The organism is Actinoallomurus sp. NPDC052308 (assembly GCF_040679195.1).
Lineage (GTDB): Bacteria > Actinomycetota > Actinomycetes > Streptosporangiales > Streptosporangiaceae > Actinoallomurus > Actinoallomurus liliacearum.
The window spans coordinates 25,960-45,293 of record NZ_JBFAUM010000015.1; the positions used below are offsets into that span (position 1 = coordinate 25,960).

Annotated in this window: 16 protein-coding genes; 4 read left to right on the top strand and 12 right to left on the bottom strand. The window is 67.7% G+C overall.

The window, feature by feature from the left end; genetic code table 11:
* Positions 1-83: 83 nt before the first annotated feature.
* The 4 genes from AB0L00_RS28855 to ppdK all read right to left on the bottom strand — a co-directional run bounded on the left by AB0L00_RS28855 (position 84) and on the right by ppdK (position 6,093).
* On the bottom strand, positions 84-1,712 hold the full coding sequence (locus tag AB0L00_RS28855) for a cellulose binding domain-containing protein (protein ID WP_364440229.1): 1,629 nt from the start codon (positions 1,710-1,712) through the stop codon (positions 84-86).
* 283 nt (positions 1,713-1,995) lie between these two features.
* Complete coding sequence (locus AB0L00_RS28860) at positions 1,996-2,415, bottom strand: PPOX class F420-dependent oxidoreductase (protein WP_364440230.1); 420 nt, start codon at positions 2,413-2,415, stop codon at positions 1,996-1,998.
* A 39-nt stretch (positions 2,416-2,454) separates the two neighbouring features.
* A complete protein-coding gene (locus AB0L00_RS28865) occupies positions 2,455-3,399 on the bottom strand; it encodes a YdcF family protein (protein WP_364440231.1) in 945 nt (314 codons plus the stop codon).
* A gap of 33 nt (positions 3,400-3,432) precedes the next feature.
* Positions 3,433-6,093, bottom strand: coding sequence for a pyruvate, phosphate dikinase (gene ppdK / locus AB0L00_RS28870; RefSeq protein WP_364440232.1), 2,661 nt, complete (start codon positions 6,091-6,093; stop codon positions 3,433-3,435).
* A gap of 216 nt (positions 6,094-6,309) precedes the next feature.
* On the opposite strand from ppdK, the gene AB0L00_RS28875 reads away from it, so the two are divergent.
* Positions 6,310-8,193, top strand: a complete 1,884-nt coding sequence (locus AB0L00_RS28875; protein WP_345362359.1) for a glycoside hydrolase family 15 protein — start codon at positions 6,310-6,312, stop codon at positions 8,191-8,193.
* A gap of 184 nt (positions 8,194-8,377) precedes the next feature.
* Here AB0L00_RS28875 and secD read toward each other — a convergent pair whose 3' ends face one another.
* From secD to AB0L00_RS28895, 4 genes are all read right to left on the bottom strand, one after another.
* Complete coding sequence (gene secD, locus AB0L00_RS28880) at positions 8,378-10,537, bottom strand: protein translocase subunit SecD (protein ID WP_364440233.1); 2,160 nt, start codon at positions 10,535-10,537, stop codon at positions 8,378-8,380.
* 99 nt (positions 10,538-10,636) lie between these two features.
* The gene (locus AB0L00_RS28885; protein WP_364440234.1) at positions 10,637-11,164 is read right to left on the bottom strand and encodes a hypothetical protein; all 528 of its coding nucleotides are present in this window, start codon (positions 11,162-11,164) and stop codon (positions 10,637-10,639) included.
* Positions 11,165-11,226: 62 nt separating this feature from the next.
* A complete protein-coding gene (locus AB0L00_RS28890; protein ID WP_364440235.1) occupies positions 11,227-12,672 on the bottom strand; it encodes an ATP-binding protein in 1,446 nt (481 codons plus the stop codon).
* 93 nt (positions 12,673-12,765) lie between these two features.
* Entirely contained in the window at positions 12,766-13,287 is a 522-nt protein-coding gene (locus AB0L00_RS28895) for an ATP-binding protein (RefSeq protein ID WP_364440236.1), read from the bottom strand.
* 170 nt (positions 13,288-13,457) lie between these two features.
* Here AB0L00_RS28895 and AB0L00_RS28900 point away from each other — a divergent pair, with 170 nt between their 5' ends.
* Positions 13,458-14,279, top strand: a complete 822-nt coding sequence (locus tag AB0L00_RS28900; protein ID WP_364440237.1) for a helix-turn-helix transcriptional regulator — start codon at positions 13,458-13,460, stop codon at positions 14,277-14,279.
* Positions 14,276-14,452 (top strand): DUF397 domain-containing protein, encoded by a 177-nt coding sequence (locus AB0L00_RS28905; protein WP_364440238.1) that lies wholly within the window; start codon positions 14,276-14,278, stop codon positions 14,450-14,452. Before AB0L00_RS28900 ends, AB0L00_RS28905 begins: the two co-directional genes overlap by 4 nt.
* A 125-nt stretch (positions 14,453-14,577) precedes the next feature.
* On the opposite strand, the gene AB0L00_RS28910 is transcribed toward AB0L00_RS28905, so the two are convergent.
* Positions 14,578-15,966, bottom strand: a complete 1,389-nt coding sequence (locus AB0L00_RS28910) for a glycine--tRNA ligase (protein WP_345362326.1) — start codon at positions 15,964-15,966, stop codon at positions 14,578-14,580.
* 233 nt (positions 15,967-16,199) lie between these two features.
* Positions 16,200-16,421 (bottom strand): hypothetical protein, encoded by a 222-nt coding sequence (locus AB0L00_RS28915; protein ID WP_364440239.1) that lies wholly within the window; start codon positions 16,419-16,421, stop codon positions 16,200-16,202.
* Between the two features lie 678 nt (positions 16,422-17,099).
* Here AB0L00_RS28915 and AB0L00_RS28920 point away from each other — a divergent pair.
* Positions 17,100-17,735, top strand: a complete 636-nt coding sequence (locus AB0L00_RS28920) for a hypothetical protein (RefSeq protein ID WP_364440240.1) — start codon at positions 17,100-17,102, stop codon at positions 17,733-17,735.
* 625 nt (positions 17,736-18,360) lie between these two features.
* On the opposite strand, the gene AB0L00_RS28925 is transcribed toward AB0L00_RS28920, so the two are convergent.
* Both AB0L00_RS28925 and AB0L00_RS28930 read right to left on the bottom strand, forming a co-directional pair.
* Complete coding sequence (locus AB0L00_RS28925; RefSeq protein ID WP_364440241.1) at positions 18,361-18,693, bottom strand: hypothetical protein; 333 nt, start codon at positions 18,691-18,693, stop codon at positions 18,361-18,363.
* 36 nt (positions 18,694-18,729) lie between these two features.
* Positions 18,730-19,323, bottom strand: a complete 594-nt coding sequence (locus AB0L00_RS28930) for a hypothetical protein (protein ID WP_364440242.1) — start codon at positions 19,321-19,323, stop codon at positions 18,730-18,732.
* Positions 19,324-19,334 lie beyond the last annotated feature (11 nt).

The following is a 19,334-nucleotide window of genomic DNA, read 5'->3' on the forward strand; positions in this document are numbered from 1 at the left end:
GCGGGGACCTCTCTCGTGGGGCGGGCTCTCGATGGGACCGGCTCCCGGCCGCGCCGGCGGGTGGAACGACCGGGAGCCGGGGCTCAACCGGTGAACTGACCGATGATCGTCGCGAAGTCGTACGGCTGCTGGGTGACGCCGCTGCACTTGCCGTCCGCCCAGCCGGTGGTTCCGGTGCACTGCCGGTCCCGGTTCAGCGACCAGAACGACAGCCGGCCGAGATGGTGCTGCTGCGCGTAGCCGAGCAGCGTGCGGAAGGTGTCCTGGGTGAACAGCTCGCTCGGCTGGTCGGTGTGGCCGTTCATCAGGATCAGGCCCGTACGGGCGTAGAGGTTCGCGTCGGACAGGTCGGGGCGCAGCGCGGTGAGCTGGGTGTGCGCGGCCTCCATCACCTTCTGGACGTCGGCGGCCATGGACGCCGCCGGGCCTCCGTAGTCGAAGGCCATGACCGCGTACAGGTCGATGTCGGCCCCGTTGTCCTTGGCCCGCTGGATCTCGGCCTTGTCCAGGTCGCTGAGGCCGACGGTCGTCACCGGCATGGTGAGGGAGACCTGGAGAGTGCGCCCGGCGGCGGCCGCGTTCTGTTTGAGGATCTTGATGGCCTGGAAGCGCCGCGTCTCCCCGGCGGCGTCGCCGAGGTCGTCGCCCTCGATGTCGAAGTCGACATGGGTGAGGGCGTACTTGTCGATCACCTGCTGGTACGCCTGGGCGAGGGACGCGGCGTCGGAGCAGGCGGCGCCGAGCTCCAGACCGTTGTAGCCGCCGAAGGAGACCGCGACGTCGCCGCCCGCCGCGCGTACCGCGTCGACCTGTGCCTTGACGGCGGTGTCCGAGGAGACCGGGTGCGCGGTGTCGCCGTCCCAGGTCGGGGTGCAGCCTCCGCCGTTCGGCGCGAGGACGAAGGCGAGGACCAGCGACTTCACGCCGCTGCCGGAGACGATCCCGGAGATCGGCTGCGGGTCGTTGTCGAGGGGCATGAAGTACGGCGCCGCGCGCAGGTCCCCGGACGGCGGCGGGGTCCCGCCGCCGCTGTCGGTGGTGGCGCTGACCGTGGCGCTGAAGGCCGAGGCGTTCCCGGCGGCGTCCTTGGCCCGCACCTTGAAGGAGTACGAGGTCGACGCGGCCAGCCCCGACACCGTCGCGCTCGTCCCCGAGACCGTCGTGGCCAGGGACGATCCCTGGTACACCTCGTACCCCGTCACCCCGACGTTGTCCGTCGAGGCGTTCCAGGACAGGGAAAGGCTCGAGGAGGTGTGCCCGGTGACGGCGAGTCCGGTGGGTGTGCTCGGCGGCTGGGTGTCCGAGCCACCACCCCCGCCGCCGTCACAAGCCGCGCCGTTCAGCGTGCAACCGGTCGGCGTCCCGCTCCCCGACACCACGAACCCGAACGACACCGAACCACCCGCCGGGACCGACGCGTTGTAGTCCCGGTTCTTGAACGTGTAATGCGAGCCCGACTGGGTCAACAGCGCGTCCCAGTACGTGCCCACCGACGACCCCGACGGCAGATCGAACGCCACCGTCCAGCCACTGACCGCCGAGGAGCCGCCGTTCTTGACGGTGAACTGGCCCTGGTAACCGCTCCCCCAGTCCGACGTCTTCGCGAACGTGGCGGTGAGCGGGCCGGCGGCGTGGGCGCGCCCGGCGGTCAGGACGCCGAGCGCGAGAAGGCAGGCGGTCAGGATGGTCAGGGCACGCGGGCGAACACGCACGGGTCCTCCTTGCGGGCACCCGCGCACAGGCGCGGGCGGGGTCGCGTCCGGCGGTCAGAACCCTGTCGCTGTCGTCGGGCGAGCCCCCGGAGGCTTCCGCCTGCGCCTTACCTGAAGCGGCAGTCGATCCGAGTAAGCCCGATGTGAACCGGAGCCGTCAATATTCTTAAGAAGCTTTCTTGTTAATTAGATCGCGACTCCGGCGGACCGCTCGTCAGTGCGTAGACCACACGTTGCCCGATTTGGCCGGAAAACCGGTTCGAGCGGTCCGAAATCCGCGTCCTCAGCCGACGTTCCGGGTGTTCAGCTCCGGGTGGTCCGGATCGATGTGCCAGCTGTTGACGCGCCGGGGGTGGATGCGGATCACCTCGTTGCTGAAGAAGCCCGGCGCCAACGGCGGCTTCTCGACGGCGAGGGTCTCGGCGCGGCCCCGGATCTCGACGCCGCGGCCCCAGCCGGGCCGGACCGCCCCCGGTTCGTCGGGGGTCATGTCGTCGACGACGAACGCCACCACGGGGTTGGCCTGGGCGTTGCGGTACTTCTGGCTGGCGCTCAGGTTCGGCCCGCCGATGTCGATCGTGTCGTCCTCGTTGAGGCGGAAGCCGACCGGCCGCACCTGGACCGCCCCGTCGGCGGCGACGGTCGCCAGGCGGCCGAGGTTCTGTCCGGCCAGATACGCGCGTTCCCTGTCAGTGAAGATCATGACTCCCGAGGCTACGACCTCGACCTAGGTTGAGGTCAATCAGGAGTCACCGCGCCAGCGGCCGATGAACACGTACCAGAGGTAGCCGCCCGTCTCGCGGACGATGTAGTGGAACTGCGTGTCCCGGGTGCCGACGGTGGGCCCGCTGCGGGTCGGCGAGGTGACCGCCTTGATCCCGTTGTCGTCGGCCATCGTGCGGGAGCGCAGCGCGTGCCAGGGGTCGGTCACGATGACGGCGGTATGCCACCCCTGCCGCTTGTACTCCCTGCCCACGTCGATCATGCTCTGCAGGGTGTCGCTGCCGCTGCGCACCGCCACGATCCGGCTGTTCGGCACGCCGTGCTCGTTCAGCCACGCCTTGCCGGTACCGGCCTCGGTGTAGTTGTCCCCGGGCCGGTTGCCGCCGACCGTGACGATGTGCGGGGCCACGCCCTCGCGGTACAGCTTCAGGGCGTGCGTCAGCCGCCACTCGAGCACGGCCGAGGGCTTGCCGTTGTACTGCGCCGCGCCGAGCACGATGATCGCGTCGGAGTGCCGGTGGTCGTCCTGCCGGGCGACGTACCAGACGCGGAACCCGGCGAACAGCGGCGTACCGATGATCAGGACGAGCAGCAGGTAGACCACCCGCCGCACCCACCGCCATCCAGAACGCCGGCGCGGCCGGGGTTCGGTCGCGCCGGCGTGCTCGTCCGCGTCCGGGCCACCGCCGTCGAAGTCGTCCGGGCCGCCGCCGTCCACGTCGTCTGCGGCGCGCCGGTCCGCGTACTCCCGTGGCGGCTCGAGCACGCTCGTCCGGTCGTCCTGGGGGTCCTCTTCGTCGCGTCCGCGACGGGGCAGGTCCTGCCGCGTGGGGTCGGGCCGCCACTGCGGCAGGTCGCTGCGGGTACGCGCCGGTTCGGCCGGGACACCCGAGGTGTCCCGGCCGAGCTCGACCGTGGGCTCGCCACGGTCAGGTCGTTCGGTGATCGCTCCTCCGTCTCGCACGACCCATTAGACGCGGTCGGCCGGGTCGGTGGTTCAGCGGCTGTCACTCTCTGATGACTGTATAGCCGCCCGGCCCGCCTCCAGGCGCGCGACCGGGACCCGGAACGGCGAGCAGGACACGTAGTCCAGGCCGACCTCGTGGAAGAAGTGCACCGAGTCCGGGTCGCCGCCGTGCTCGCCGCAGATGCCCAGTTTGAGGTCCGGGCGGGTCTTGCGGCCCTCCTCGGCGGCCACCCGGACGAGCCGTCCGACGCCGTCGACGTCGAGGGTCTCGAACGGGGACACGCCGAAGATGCCCAGCTCCAGGTAGCGGCTGAAGAACGCCGCCTCCACGTCGTCGCGGGAGAATCCCCACGTCGTCTGGGTCAGGTCGTTGGTGCCGAAGGAGAAGAACTCCGCCGCCTCGGCGATCTGCCCGGCCGTGAGCGCGGCGCGCGGCAACTCGATCATGGTGCCGATCGGCGCCTCGACACCGACCTCGCGCAGCACCTCCTCGGCCTGGTCACGGATGAGCTCGAGCTCCTGCACGGCGACGACCAGCGGAATCATGATCTCCGGGTGCGGGTCGCGGCCGGCGGCCTTCTGCTCCGCGGCCGCCTCGGCGATCGCGCTGACCTGCATGGCGAACAGGCCCGGGATGACGACGCCGAGCCGTACGCCCCGCAGGCCGAGCATCGGGTTCTCCTCGTGCAGCCGGCGTACGGCGTCCAGGAGGCGGCGCTCGTCGTCGGAGGCCTCGCCGGTGGCCACCTTGACCGACAGCTCGGTCAGGTCGGGCAGGAACTCGTGCAGCGGGGGGTCGATCAGCCGGATCGTCACCGGGCTGCCGTCCATCGCCTCGAAGATCTCGGCGAAGTCCTGCTTCTGCAGCGGCTTGAGCGCGTCGAGGGCGGCCTGCCGGTCCTTCTCCGTCTCGGCGAGGATGAGGTCCTCCACGAGCTGCCGCCGGTCGCCGAGGAACATGTGCTCGGTGCGGCACAACCCGATCCCCTTCGCGCCGAACCGCCGGGCCCGCGAGGCGTCGGCGGCCGTGTCGGCGTTGGCGCGTACGTCGAGGCGGCGGCGCGTGTCCGCGTGGGTCATGATCCGGTGCACGGACCCCACCAGCTCGTCGCCATCCTCCACGGACAGCGTCCCCTCGAAGTACTGGACGACCGGGGAGTCGACGACGGGGACCTCGCCGAGGTAGACCGCGCCGGAGGACCCGTCGATCGAGAGGACGTCGCCCTCGGAGATCGTCACGCCGCCGGGCCCGGTGACCTTCCCCGCCCGTACGTCGACCTCGAGCTCCTCGGCGCCGCAGACGCAGGTCTTGCCCATGCCGCGGGCGACGACGGCGGCGTGCGAGGTCTTGCCGCCGCGGGAGGTGAGGATGCCGCGCGCGGCGATCATGCCGTCGAGGTCGTCGGGGTTGGTCTCGCGGCGGATGAGGATGACGTCCTCGCCCTGCTCGGCGAGCTCGACGGCGCGGGCGGAGGTGAAGACGGCCTTGCCGACCGCCGCGCCGGGCGAGGCGTTCATGCCCTGGGCGATCTTCTCGGCCGTCGCGTCGTCGGCGAAGCGCGGGAACATCAGCTGGACGAGCTGGTCGCCGGTCACCCGGCTGACCGCCTCGTCCTCGTCGATGAGCCCCTGCTCGACGAGCTGGCAGGCGATGCGGAACGCCGCGGCGGCGGTCCGCTTGCCGACGCGGGTCTGCAGCATCCACAGCTTGCCGCGCTCGATGGTGAACTCGATGTCGCACAGGTCGCGGTAGTGGTTCTCCAGCGTCTCCATGATCTGCAGGAGCTCGTCGTAGGAGCGCTTGTCGATCTGCTCCAGCTCCGCCAGCGGCACGGTGTTGCGGATGCCGGCGACGACGTCCTCGCCCTGGGCGTTCTGCAGGTAGTCGCCGTAGATGCCCTGGTGGCCGCTCGCGGGGTCGCGGGTGAAGGCGACGCCGGTGCCGGAGTCCATGCCCAGGTTGCCGAAGACCATCGCGACGATGTTGACCGCGGTGCCCAGGTCGGCGGGGATGCGCTCCTGGCGGCGGTAGAGGATGGCGCGCGGGGCGTTCCAGGACTCGAACACCGCCTTGACCGCCAGGTCCATCTGCTCGCGCGGATCGGTGGGGAAGTCGCGGCCGGCCTGCTCGCGGACAATCCCCTTGAACGTCTTTACGAGGTCCTTGAAGTCGGCGGCGTCCAGGTCGAGGTCGTTGCCGACGCCTTTCGCGCGCTTGGCGTTCTCGAGTGCGTCCTCGAAGTGCTCGCCGTCGATTCCCAGGACCGTCTTGCCGAACATCTGGATGAGCCGCCGGTAGGAGTCCCAGGCGAACCGCTCGTCGCCGGCGTGCCCGGCGAGCCCGTGCACGGACTCGTCGTTCAGGCCCACGTTGAGGACGGTCTCCATCATGCCCGGCATCGAGAACTTGGCGCCGGAACGCACGCTGACCAGCAGCGGGTCGTCGGCCTGCCCCAGTCGCTTGCCCATCTGCCGTTCGAGCGCGTCGAGGTAACGGTCGATCTCCGCGTCGAGGCCGTCCGGAACGGCTCCGTGCTCGAGGTAGTGCCGGCAGGCCTCGGTCGTGATGGTGAATCCCGGCGGAACGGGGAGGCCGAGATTGGTCATCTCGGCCAGGTTCGCGCCTTTGCCCCCCAGCAGATCTTTCAGGTCCTTGTTGCCCTCGGTGAAGTCGTACACGTACTTCGGCATGGGAGACTCTTTTCCCTCCGGTCCACGCTGAATGCGGCGACTCTACCCAGCTCTCGGTGAAACGATCGTCACTGTCAGCGCTCATCGATCTTTGCGCAGGTCAGCACCGGTGTAGTGGTCTATTCCAATACCGACATTCCCCCCATTTCGCCCCAATAGCCCTCGACGCGGAGCGCGCAGGTGCAGACGCTGCCACGGCTGCGGGATGATGTGCGGATGAGGCCTGTGACCAATCCCGGGGCTGGTGAGGCGTTCGCGCCGATCGCCGATTACGGGTTCCTGTCCGACACCGAGACCACCGCGCTGGTGGCCCCGAGCGGCAATATCGAGTGGATGTGCCTGCCGCGCATGGACTCCCCGAGCGTGTTCGGCTCGCTACTCGACCGCGACGCCGGATACTTCCGCGTCGGGCCCGCGGGCATCGAGGTGCCCGCCGCCCGTCGCTATATCCCCGGCACGATGGTGCTGGAGACCACGTGGTGGACGCCGGGCGGCTGGCTCGTCGTCCTCGACGCCCTGCTCATGGGCCCGTGGCATCACGAGGACCAGCGGTCCCACACCCATCGCCGCACCCCGACCGACTATGACGCCGACCATGTGCTGCTGCGCGTCATCCGCTGTGAGAACGGCCAGGCGCAGGTGCGCCTGGACTGCATGCCGATCTTCGACTACGGCCGGAAGAGCGCCAAGTGGGAGCACACCGGCGTCGGCTACCACGAGGCCGTGGCCAAGGGGAACGGCATCGATCTGCGGCTCACCAGCGACCTGAACATCGGGTTCGAGGGCTCCCTCGCCACCGCCCGTACGCTCCTGAAAGAGGGCGAGAGCCGGTTCGTGGCGCTGTCGTGGAGCGAGCACCGGCCGCCGCAGTCGTGCGACGAGGCCCAGGAGCGGCTCACCTGGACCGTCCACCACTGGCAGCACTGGCTCGACCGGGGCCGCTTCCCCGACCACCCCTGGCGGGCGCACCTGCAGCGCAGCGCGCTCACGCTCAAGGGCCTGACGTACGCGCCAACGGGCGCGGTCGCGGCGGCGGCGACCACCTCCCTGCCGGAGGCGCCGGGCGGCGACCGCAACTGGGACTACCGCTACACCTGGATCCGCGACTCGACGATGGCCCTGTGGGCCTTCTACACGCTGGGCTTCGACTGGGAGGCCAACGACTTCTTCCACTTCATCACCGACGTCGCCGAGGCCGCGGGCGGCCACCTGCAGATCATGTACGGCATCGACGGCCGGGCCGAGCTGGAGGAGTCCACGCTCGACCACCTCCACGGGTACGACGGCGCGCGTCCCGTGCGCATCGGCAACGGCGCGTACGTCCAGCAGCAGCACGACGTCTGGGGCGCGATCATCGGCTCCATCTACCTGTACGTCCGCAAGCGCGACCGGCTCGACGACCGGCTCTGGACGATAATCGTGAAGCAGGTCGAGGCCGCGCTCGAGCACTGGCGCTTCCCCGACCGCGGCATGTGGGAGGTACGCGGCGAGCCGCAGCACTTCACCTCGTCCAAGCTCTTCTGCTGGCTCGCCGCCCACCGCGGCTCCCAGCTCGCCCAGATCCGCGGCGACCACGAGCGGGCGGAGCGCTGGCAGCGGGCCGCCGACGAGATCCACGCCGACATCCTCGAGAACGCCGTCGACGAGCGCGGCGTCTTCGTCCAGTACTACGGCACGAAGTCGCTCGACGCGTCGGTGCTGCTCATCCCCATGCTCGGCTTCCTGCCCCCGGACGACAAACGGGTCCGCGAGACGGTCTTCGCGATCGCCGACGAGCTGACCCAGGACGACCTCGTGCTGCGCTACCGGGCCACGGAGACGGACGACGGGTTCGACTCCGAGGAGGGCACGTTCACGATCTGCTCGTTCTGGCTGGTGTCCTCGCTGGTGCTGATCGGCGAGTTGGAGCGTGCCAAGGCCATGTGCGAGAAGCTGCTGTCCTACGCCAGCCCGCTTCAGCTGTACGCCGAGGAGATCGACGCGCACAGCGGCCGGCACCTGGGCAACTTCCCTCAGGCGTTCACCCACCTGGCGCTGATCAACGCGGTGATGCACGTCATCCGCGCGGAGGAGGAGCTGCGCGAGGTGCCGCGCATCTGACCGCCCAGAAAAGCCGAATCACCGAACATAACAGACACAGCAAATAACGAGAAAGGCCTGAGTTGCGGCCATAAGCGGGCATTGACCCGTGCGACGGTGAACCCTACCGTTCAGTAACGGCCCCGCCAGGCCCCAGCGGAACCCGGTGCCGGTTCCCCCCTCCCGGCACCGGGTGACGCCAAAGTCAGTCCGCCCTCTCCATGACGAGCGCGACCGGCGTCGCCGTGAACACGCTCGACCAGGTCCCGACGAGGATCCCGGCCAGCAGCGCCACCGCGAAGTCCGTCAGCGAGTCGCCCCCGAACAGGGCGAGCGCCGCCAGGATGAAGATCGCGCCCATGCCGGTGTTGACCGTACGCGGCACGGTCTGCAGCGCGGCGCGGTTCGCGACCCGGGCGAACGGGGCCTCCGGCTCCGCCGTCCGCAGCCCCCGGATCCGGTCGAAGACCACGACCGAGTCGTTCACCGAGTAGCCGATGATCGTGAGCAGCGCCGCGAGGAAGATCCCGTCGATGGGCCTGCCCGTCCAGGCGAACAGCCCGGTGACGATGACGACGTCGTGCAGCATCGCCAGCACCGCACCAGCCCCGAACGTCCACCGGAACCGGATCGCCAGGTAGACCAGTTGCCCGCCGAGCGCGGCGCCCAGCGCGATCACCGCCTTGTTCCGCAGCTCACTGCCCATGCTCGGCCCGACCTTCTCGTCGCGCTGCTTGGTCACGGTCCCGCCGTCGCGCCGGAGCGCCGCCTCGATCCGCCGTTCCTGCTGGTCGCTGAGGTTCTGCGTACGGATGGACACGCCGTCTTTGCCGGACGCCTGGACGACGGCGTGCGGGAACCCCGCGTCCGACACGACCCGGCGCGCGGCGTCCGCGCCGACCGGCCGGCTCGTGGAGTACTCGACCAGCCGGCCCCCGGTGAACTCCACCCCGAGGTTCAGTCCGCGTACGGTGATCCCGGTGACCGCCAGCAGCACCGCGACCGCCGAGACCGACAGCCAGAGACGGCGACGCCGCATCAGGTCCGGGTTCCGCCGCTCGATCCACCGCCGAACCCGCCCGGCGCCGGCCAGCCCCGTCAGCGACGGGCGCGCGGCGACGGCCCGCCGGCCGGTCACCCACTCGGCGAGCACCCGCGTGACCAGCAGCGCCGACACGAACGAGGCCAGCACGCCGATCGACAGCGTGACGCCGAACCCGCGGACCGACCCCGAGGCAAGGTAGAACAGCAGGCCGGCGGCGAGCAGGGTCGTCATGTTCGAATCCGCGATGGCCGACCAGGCGTTGCGGAACCCCCGGGTCAGCGCGGACCGCACTCCCCTGCGCGGCAGCGCGGCGTACTCCTCCCGGGCCCGCTCGAAGACCAGCACGTTCGCGTCGACCGCCATGCCGATGGCCAGCACGAACCCGGCCAGCCCCGGCAGCGTGAGGGTGGCGCCCATCGCGCTGAGCACGGCGTACGAGATCAGCGCGTACGAGGCGAGCGCCACCGTGGCGACCACGCCCGTCAGGCGGTACATCCAGATCACGAACAGCGCCGTGAGCAGGACCCCGATCACCGCGGCGCGGGCGCTCGCGTCGATCGCCTCCGCCCCGAGGGTCGGCCCGACCGTACGCTGCTCGACGACGCCGACCGGCACCGGCAGCGCCCCGCCCTGGATCAGCGCCGCGAGGTCCTTGGCCTCCTTCTCCCCGAACCGCCCGGTGATCTGCGTCGATCCACCGGTGATGCCGGTCCCGCAGCGTACGCCCGGGTCGACCTGCGGCGACGAGATGACCTTTTCGTCGAGGAGGATGGCGACCCGGCGCGCCGGATCACCCGGCGCGGCGCAGGCCGCCTTCGCGGTCAGCCGCTGCCACGCCGCGTCATGGCGAAAGCCGACCGAGACGAACCAACCGCGCAGGTCCTGTGGATCGAACCCGGCCTGCGCCCTGCCGACCTCCTCCCCGGTCAGCGCGACGGACCCGACCCGCAGCGGCCGCCCCATCTCGTCGGTCATGGCCTGGCCGCCGCTGGACACCACCGGCCGGAAGGACAACTGCGCGGTACGCCCGATGACCCCGATGGCCTGCCGGGCGTCCTGCACGCCGGGCAGTTCGACGATGATGCGCTGGTCGCCGGAGCGGGTCAGCGTCGGCTCCGACAGCCCAAGGGCGTCGATCCGCTTGCGCAGCACCTCCACGGCGCGGTCGGTGGACCCTCGATCGGCCTTCGCGTACGGGGAGTCGTGGGTCTGCAACACGATCTGCGTGCCTCCGCGCAGGTCCAGTCCGAGACGCGGAGACGTGGTGAGGGCGATGAGAACTGAGGCGGCGATGATGGCGAACGCCCAGAGCGCTCGCACCGCCGTGGCACGAGAAATGGAATGCCTCCATACGGGCCGGCCCGGATGACCGGGCCACGGGGGAACCCGCCACGCCCGTCGGGCGCGGCGGGATGAGGATCAGGAACCCGTGATGGAGGGCGGCCCGCGCCCGCGTGGAGTGAGCGGCGCCGTCCCGCCGGGCGCCCGCACCGCATCGACGACCGTCCCGACCAAGCGCCGGTCGGCCCCGGCCGCCACCCGCCCGGCGAGAACCACCGGACCGGCCGACGCGGTATGTGCCGGCGACGAGACACTCGTCGCGGCCCGAGCCCGGGGCGTACCGTTCTTGTCGGCGAGTACGACGCCGGTGGAAACGGTCGCCGCCGTGGCATACGCCGACCCGGACACGGCCGCGACCGTGACGGAGCCGGAGACACCGGCTCCGGAGACACCGGCCGGCCGCACATCGGCCACCGGCCGAGGAGAGGCCGCCCGTCGCGCATCGGCCGTTGCGGTGAAGATGCTGGAATCGGCCGCCGAGACTGAGACGGTCGCCGCCGGGATGGCCGCGGACGCGTGCGCGGCGATCGCGGGGTCGACGGCGAACCCCAGAATGCCGAAGAGAAGGAGCAGCATTCGGAGGCCGCGGGTCATGCGTTCGTTCACACCCGCCCCTCCGCTGCCGGTGATCTTCCCGCGCCCACCGTAACCGATGCAGCCCGTCTGCCTCAGTCGACCTCGTACAAGGTATCGAGGCCGATCAACGCGATGCTGTCCGAATTGTCCTGCAACCGTTCGTCGAAGCCGATCCCGCTGTAGCAGGCGAGGACGGTGTCGCGAACGTCGTACCCTCGGCCGCCCAGCAGGTCCCGGGCCCGGCGCAGACGGTCGACGTGCCGGACGCCCATCGCCTCACCCCACTTGCACTCGCCGAGGGACAGGACCCGGCGCGGCTCACCGGGGATCGCGGGTCCCAAGACGACGACGTCCACCTCGATTTGTTCACGTCCCCCGCTCACCACCCCGGCACCCACATCGCCGGGGAGATCGCCGAAGAAGCGGCTCGGCGCGAGCATTGCGAACTCGCGGCACATCTGCTCGAAATGCGGCCCTACGACCTGGGAAGAGAAGCGCGGCGCGGCGTCCGCCCAGATCGGCCCGGCTCGACCGCTCTCCAGCAGACCCCACCGTGGACGCATCACGACCTCATAGAACACGATCAGCGGTTCGGCGATGCGGTAGCGCGATCGTCCGCTCCGGAACAAATCCGCGTCCCGGCGAATCAGGCAACTGTCCTCCAGAACGTTGAGGTGGTGCCCGATGTCGGCGGCCTTTCGGCCGATGTAACCCGCGATCCCGCCCCTGGTGTTGTTACCGCTCGCGACGGCGGCAAGGATCGAGTGATAAAGGGCGGTGTCGCGGACGTCGGCCTCCTCCTCCAGGAGGTAGCGCGCTTCCCGGAACAGCGGCGTCCCGGGGTCCAGCACGGTTTCGAGGACCCAATCATCGAAATCATCGAGGCCGTCCGGACTCCGGTCATTGACGAATCTGCGATAGGCCGGGGTACCTCCCACGATCGCGTGCAGCAGCACCGCGAGCCGCGACCCGGCAACCCTCCAGAAGCGGGCTGCCAACGGGTACTCGAAGGGCCGTAGGACGAGTTCGAGATTTGCTCGGCCGCGCAGCGGTGCGCTTCCCCCGAGCAGCCCGCCCATCACCGACATCGCGGAGCCACAGAGCAGTATCGAGATCGGGGTCTGCCGCGACACACCACGATCCAGCTCTCGCTGCAGAATCGACGGCAGGGCGGGTGACGCCTTGCAGAGGTACGGGAATTCGTCGATGACCACCGGTCCGCGGAGGGAAGCGGCGATGGAGAAGAGATAGGTGACCGCTTCGTCCCACCCGGTGAACCGCAGGGGTACGGGCGCATCGAGATATTCGGACAGTGCGTTCGCGAAGAGCGCCAGCGATTCGGTCTCGGTCGCCTCTGTGGCGCCGAAGTAGAAGCCGTCGCACTCTCGTGTGAGGGCCTCCAGCAGGTAAGTCTTCCCCTGCCGCCGTCGACCGCTCACCACTCCGAGCTGCGGCCGATCCGGCTCCCGGGTGACGAAGGCCGCCAGGTGACGCCACTCGGAATCCCGATCGAACAGGTGGTCAGGCTTCGCGATCATTCTGCTCCAGAAGGGAGGTGTATGGTTCGTCGAAGTATACTTCGACGAACCATACTCCTCCCTCTCTACGGTCGGCGAGCCGGGAAGGATTCGTCACGTCCTGACGCCAGGCGGTGACGTCACCGCGTCGGCGGATGCGTCGCGGTCGCCGACGACGGCCCACACCGTCCTGCCGCCGTCGTCATGCAGCCGCCAGCCCCAGCCGTCCGAGCGGGTCTTGACGAGTGGAAGACTCCGGCCGTCCGTCCGCGCGGCCTGGCGATCTGGTGACGTCTCGCTGGTGTCCCACACCTCGATCAGCACGGCGCCGTCCTGACGTGACAGGGTGATGTCGACGGCCTCACTGGCCTCCATCGCGTTAGTGACGAGTTCGACGGCGATCAGCCGTACGTCGTCGCCCCTTACCGGTGCCTTCCAGGCATCGAGCGCCATCTCCACCAGCGGAGGCACCTGGTCGAGCGCCACCGGATGCGGCGGAAGCGGCAACCAGTACGCACGGTGCTCCGGCTGCTCGGCCGCGATCGGGTCCTGCCGGAGGGGAAGCCGACATGCGCCGTCCTCCGACGGCCGCAGCATCTCGTTGCCATCCTCTTCGATGCCCGATGTCGCCGACATTCCGCCGCCCTCCTCGCTCCGACCGTTCCGGAAAGTGACACGGCTTCCCGGGATTCCGCGACCAGACTCACATGCTCGGTTACGCTTTGCGACGAACCGCGGCACACCGCGGCACAACCTGACCACTCGACAGCCGGAACCTGGACACGGTCGACCCCCGGAGGCCCGCCATGGTGGCACGACGCGACCCGTACGAATCCCCAGCGATCCGCGCATTCGCTGCGGAGCTGGAAGCCTGGCGCCGCGGCGCCGGACTGTCCAAGGTCGAGCTCGCCGAGACGCTCGGCTACACGCCCCAACTGATCGGCCAGCTCGAAGCGGGCAAGAACATCCCCTCGAAGAAGTTCGCCGAGGACACCGACACGTACTTCAAAACCAACGGGCTGTACGTCCGCCTCTGGAAATTGATCAACGACACCCGCCACCTCGCCGCCCTACCACCGGGCTTCTCCGACTACGTCGCCCGCGAGGCCGAAGCGTCGAACATGTACGTCTTCGAGCAGAGCGTGGTTAAGGGGATCTTCCAGACGCCGGAGTACGCCGCCGAGGTGCTGAAGGCCGGCCGCACCGGAGACGAGACCGAGCTACTCGTCGCCAAGCGCATCACCCGTCAGGAGATTCTGACTCGCCCGCACCCGCCACGCATAGTCGCGGTGTTCGACGAGGGAGTCATCCGCCGCATGATCGGCGGCAGGCAGGTCATGCGGGGCCAGCTCGGCCGCCTCATCGAGGTCGCGGAGCAGCCGCACATCACCCTGCAGATCGTTCCGAGCAGCACGGGCACGTACGCCGGACTGATGGGAGCGTTCACGATCCTGGGGTTCGACGACGGCCCCGACCTCGTCTACACGGAAGGCCACCTGGGCGGTCAATTGACCGCCGACGGCCCCACGGTCCGGGAGTACGCTCGGATCTACGACCTGATCAGGGGCGCGGCGATGTCGGCCGACGAGTCCCTGAAACTGCTGCACGAGGTATTGGAGAGCCTATGAGCACACCAAACCCGTCGACCGCCCAATGGCGCAAGAGCAGCCACAGCACCGATACGGCAGGCGACTGCGTTGAGATCGCCCCCTGGCGGAAGAGTAGCCGTAGTGGCCCCACTGGCGGCGACTGCGTCGAGATCGCCCTACTGTCCGCTTCCGCCGCCCGCACGGCCGGGTGACCCCGAACTGATCTTCAGCCGTATGTGAAGAGCCTCTGCCCGTGATCACGGGCAGAGGCTCTTCACATACGATGCGGGCACCCGAGGCGCGTACCCGAACCGGCCGCGCCCAGAGCCTCCGCGGGTCAGCAGCCGAGCAGGCGGGTGGCGAGGAACGCCTCGACCTGGTCGAGGCCGATGCGCTCCTGGGCCATCGAGTCCCGCTCCCGGATGGTCACCGCGTTGTCCTCGAGGGTGTCGAAGTCGACGGTCACGCAGTACGGGGTGCCGATCTCGTCCTGGCGGCGGTAGCGACGGCCGATCGCGCCGGCGTCGTCGAACTCGACGTTCCAGTTGCGGCGCAGCTGCGCGGCGAGGTCCTTCGCCTTGGGCGACAGGTCGGCGTTGCGCGACAGCGGCAGCACCGCGACCTTGACCGGCGCGAGCCGGTGGTCCAGGCGCATGACCGTGCGCTTCTCCATCTTGCCCTTGGCGTTCGGCGCCTCGTCCTCGTTGTAGGCGTCCATCATGAACGTCAGCACGCACCGGTCGACACCGGCCGCCGGCTCGATGACGAACGGGACGTAGCGCTGCTCCTTGTCCTGGTCGTAGTACGACAGGTCCTGACCGGAGTGCTTGGCGTGCGTGGACAGGTCGTAGTTGGTGCGGTTCGCGATGCCCTCCAGCTCACCCCACTCGCTGCCCTGGAAGTTGAAGCGGTACTCCACGTCCACGGTCCGCTTCGAGTAGTGGGACAGCTTGTCCTTCGGGTGCTCGAAGAGCCGGAGGTTCTCCTTGGAGATGCCGAGGTCGACGTACCACTGGAGCCGGGTGTCGATCCAGTACTGGTGCCACTCCTCATCCGTGCCCGGCTCGACGAAGAACTCCATCTCCATCTGCTCGAACTCGCGCGTACGGAAGATGAAGTTGCCCGGCGTGATCTCATTCCGGAACGACTTGCCGATCTGGCCGATGCCGAACGGCGGCTTGCGCCGGGCCGCCTGCTGCACGGCGGCATAGTTGATGAAGATGCCCTGCGCGGTCTCCGGCCGCAGGTACGCCAGGCCGGACTCGTCCTCGACCGGGCCGAGGTAGGTCTTGAGCAGGCCGTTGAACATCCGCGGCTCGGTGAACGCGCCGCGCGTGCCGCAGTTGGGGCAGACGAGGCCGGCCAGGCCGTTCTCCGGCGCCTTGCCGTGCTTCTCCTCGTACGCCTCGATCAGGTGGTCGGCGCGGTACCGCTTGTGGCAGGACTGACATTCGGTCAGCGGGTCGACGAACTCCTTGATGTGGCCGCTGGCCTCCCACACCTCACGGGCGAGGATCACCGAGGAGTCGAGGCCGACGACGTCGTCGCGGCCCTGCACCATGGACTTCCACCACTGGCGCTTGACGTTGTTCTTCAGCTCGACGCCGAGCGGGCCGTAGTCCCAGGACGCGCGAAGTCCGCCGTAGATCTCGCTCGACGGAAAGACCAGGCCTCGGCGCTTGCTGAGGTTGACGATGGTCTCCATCAATTCGGAACGACGGGCCATGAGTGATCTCCATCCGGCTGGCGGTCGGCGGGTTCTCCGCGTATATGAGGTACGGCGCCTGCGGTCGACCTGCGAGTCTGACCACGGCGCCCGGGTATCAGCTTAGCGACAGGACGCCGAGCCCCGCGCTCCAATACGCCGCCACGCCCCGCCGCACCGTCTCCGAGCACCCGATACGGACCTCGCCGGGAGCGGGCGGCCCGCCGGTGTCCGGAATCACGCGTCCTCTGTCGTCACAGGTGATGCATCAGGTTCTCGGCGAGCAGCCGCGCGATCTCCGGACTGTTGACGTGCCGCCGCGCCGCCGGCCGGTTCCCCGAGTAGGAGATCCGCGCCACCACCTCGTACCGACGGACGAAGACCTCCATCCCCTGCGAGTCCTCCCGCCAGCACGCCAGCCCGTCGACGTTCTTGATCGGGGTGAACCTCGCATTTCCGGCCGCCGGCCGGGCCATCCCGTCGTACGTACGCCGTGCTGTACGAACGTCCTGGCGGTAATGCCGTGACTTGAAGACACGCAGATCAAGGGAGAGCGCGACTTGCTGGTCGGCATTCCACCGGCATCCCCAGGATCCGCCGCCTCCTGCGCCGCCCGTCCCCCCGCTCTCACCAGTCAGTTGCCTGACGAGTGACCGGTCGAGCAACTTACAGGGATCCGACACGGTCGTCCGCTCGTACTTGTCCCCACAGCCACCGAGAACGACGCCGATCGCCACGACCCCGAGGCCGAGCCCGGCAACGAACCTCCGTTCGGCCACAACACCACCCCGCGATCATCCCCTACCCCCGATACCACCGGATGATCTTGCATGGCAACCCAACCGTCAAGCGAATGACCGCCGCCGACGGCCATCGCCCGAATTAGGAGTGACGATCTTCAACCAACTGCCCTGCTATCCAGTTCAACGGAAGTGCACGGCTGCAAAGCAGCCCGAGCCCCATCAACCGCCGTACGTGCCGCTTGTACCCAGATCCCCTTCTTCTCAACGGCGTGGACCACAGCGGCGACGATGTTCCAAAGCGGTAACACCGCTCACCGAAGCAAAAGAGTCCGTAGAATGTCGATACAGAAAGGCGTTTCGGCGGGTAACCCGTACGGCCGCTAGGTCTGCGACTTCAGGGAAGGGATCGTCATGATGCGCCGGCGGGTCCGTATCATGTTGAGCGCCACACTTCTGATCGCGACCGGTGGGTGCGCGACCAGTTCCCACGGGGACACATCGCCGAGCGTCAGCTCAACCGCATCGGCTGGCTCCGCATCGTCGCCGTTTCCAGTCTTTCGGCCGGGCGAGATTCGGTCGGTCCCGGATCCTCGGACGCTGTTCAGCCCGGCCCTGCGCAAAGAGTTGCGGTTCGATGCCTACCACGGTTCGGAATGCAAGAAGGACAAGGCCAACGAGTACATTGACGGGTGGGCCTGCTACCTGTTCACCCCGCGTAAGCGCCTACAAGACACTGAGCTGCTGGCCGTGTACGTGGAAGTGCACCACCCGACTCCGACCCAGGACGCGACGGAGTTCACCACCAGGGATTTCACCTCGTACAGGCAGGTCTTGGGCAGTGAGTGGGCTCCTGCTCAACTGGGCGATGAAGCACTGCGAGCGGAAACCGCCGGTGCCAGCTGGATCCGACTGCGGATCCGCAACGTCATGATGGCAGTCAGCGCGGACATCCCCGACCCGGATCCGCGTTCCGTCTCGGAGGAAGACCGCCGAGCCTGGCGGGCCGCCACGGAATTGACTCGCTCGATCACCGGACTCGCACAGTAGGAGCCGCTCCGACATTCTGCCGCGCCCCTCGCGGAGAGAGCCATACATTTTCTCTGGATGGAACACTTGTATACTGCCGTGCACGATGATGAGAGTGTTGGGTCGTGAGTAACTACTCGAAGATTGTCTTCCAGCGCCCTAGATGGCGCTTTCGCGACGTTTTTCGGTCATACGTCATCGATGTGGACGGACGCCCGCAGGGCAAGTTGCGGCCAGGCGAAGAGTTTTCTCTTGATGTCCTGCCAGGCAGGCATGTGATACGGGCGCGCGTCGACTGGAGCGGTAGCCCTTCACAAGAAATAAACGTAGTCCGCGACTCGCTACTTTTTGTAAGCGTTGAGCCGTCCGGTAATGCTCTCCAAATGTGGAAAGTCTTCATGCCTACGGGCGCATTGAGACTGACCGTTGAAGAGCGTCACCTGACGCCCCTCAAAGGTTTTTCACCGCCCTAGGCGCGCAAGCACCCGCTTCCCGCAATCAGCTTCTGCCTCGCGTCCCACGCCTTCCAGTTAGAATGACGTATGACGGGAACGGTCGGAGCCTAATAACCCAGATCGACGATGCACTGCAGACCAGGGCAGCGCCTCTGACAACGTCCGACGAGAATTCCCCACGGTCACACCGATCAGATATCCGGCCTATGAGTCAGTCCTCTTGATTCTTTAGCAGCCTCGGCGTTCTTAACTTCCGTCCCGGCATACTTATCCGCAACCCGATATATCGCTTCCCTGAAGGAGATTAGACCATTCGTAGCGTCGTTCAACCTCGCCATGGCCTCTCTGCGATTGGCCTCATACCCCACTCGCGCCGATTCCCCTGCGATCCCTAGAGCATTCATAGGAAACCACGCATTGTCCAACTGCGATACCGCCTCACTCCACATGTTCACGACATCATTAATACGATCTCCACACCCCCTCAGAGAAGAAACTTGGAATTTCACCGTCTTGTCACTCATCGGACTCCTAAATGTTCAACTACCAGGCCCGGTAAATTAACTCAGCTTGGCAAGAATCTCCGCGGCAGCCCGACTTGCAACCATCGAAAGATTCTTGCTGGCCAGAGATGGCGAATCAGACGCGTCACAGGTGAGCCAAATAGTGCTGTAGTTCTTCTGCAGCACAACTCCAAGAGAGACGCCCGACTCCACATACCAGCATGTCTCAGACGCTTCTACAGGTATTGCATTACACTTTTTGCCGGCCGTGTAGCTTCGATAATGAATCTTGGCCCCTGAGTACGGATCCCCACCAACAACACGCATGAGATCTACGTGGGCGCTGAGATTGATAGTTCCTTGCTTTCTGTGCTCACCCTTCAGGCCACCATTATCCCATCGACACTCCACATCAGTTGACGCATCATTAGGTTCGGGAGTGTTCGTCTGACGGCCAACTTTTAGGCCGATTAGCTCCTCAGAAAGCGCCGGGCTGATCAGGCCGCAAGGATCAGGAATCTTCGCGTCAGTCCGAATAAAGTTCTTTGGAAGTTTAGAAGGATGATCTCCGCTATCGCCATGACCGGAACAGCCAGAAATCAGCAGACAAACACTCATCCCGGCCAGCAGGCACTTCTTTAGATGTGACATTATCTCTTCAG

What these genes read in the sequence shown, in the direction of transcription:
- AB0L00_RS28860 (WP_364440230.1), bottom strand. Translation starts at nt 2,415, where the DNA reads ATGATCTTCACTGACAGGGAACGCGCGTATCTGGCCGGACAGAACCTC.
- AB0L00_RS28890 (WP_364440235.1), bottom strand. Translation starts at nt 12,672, where the DNA reads ATGATCGCGAAGCCTGACCACCTGTTCGATCGGGATTCCGAGTGGCGT.
- AB0L00_RS28895 (WP_364440236.1), bottom strand. Translation starts at nt 13,287, where the DNA reads ATGTCGGCGACATCGGGCATCGAAGAGGATGGCAACGAGATGCTGCGG.
- AB0L00_RS28930 (WP_364440242.1), bottom strand. Translation starts at nt 19,323, where the DNA reads ATGTCACATCTAAAGAAGTGCCTGCTGGCCGGGATGAGTGTTTGTCTG.
- AB0L00_RS28905 (WP_364440238.1), top strand. Translation starts at nt 14,276, where the DNA reads ATGAGCACACCAAACCCGTCGACCGCCCAATGGCGCAAGAGCAGCCAC.
- AB0L00_RS28920 (WP_364440240.1), top strand. Translation starts at nt 17,100, where the DNA reads ATGATGCGCCGGCGGGTCCGTATCATGTTGAGCGCCACACTTCTGATC.
- ppdK (WP_364440232.1), bottom strand. Translation starts at nt 6,093, where the DNA reads ATGCCGAAGTACGTGTACGACTTCACCGAGGGCAACAAGGACCTGAAA.
- AB0L00_RS28900 (WP_364440237.1), top strand. Translation starts at nt 13,458, where the DNA reads ATGGTGGCACGACGCGACCCGTACGAATCCCCAGCGATCCGCGCATTC.
- AB0L00_RS28925 (WP_364440241.1), bottom strand. Translation starts at nt 18,693, where the DNA reads ATGAGTGACAAGACGGTGAAATTCCAAGTTTCTTCTCTGAGGGGGTGT.
- AB0L00_RS28875 (WP_345362359.1), top strand. Translation starts at nt 6,310, where the DNA reads ATGAGGCCTGTGACCAATCCCGGGGCTGGTGAGGCGTTCGCGCCGATC.
- AB0L00_RS28910 (WP_345362326.1), bottom strand. Translation starts at nt 15,966, where the DNA reads ATGGCCCGTCGTTCCGAATTGATGGAGACCATCGTCAACCTCAGCAAG.
- AB0L00_RS28915 (WP_364440239.1), bottom strand. Translation starts at nt 16,421, where the DNA reads ATGGCCCGGCCGGCGGCCGGAAATGCGAGGTTCACCCCGATCAAGAAC.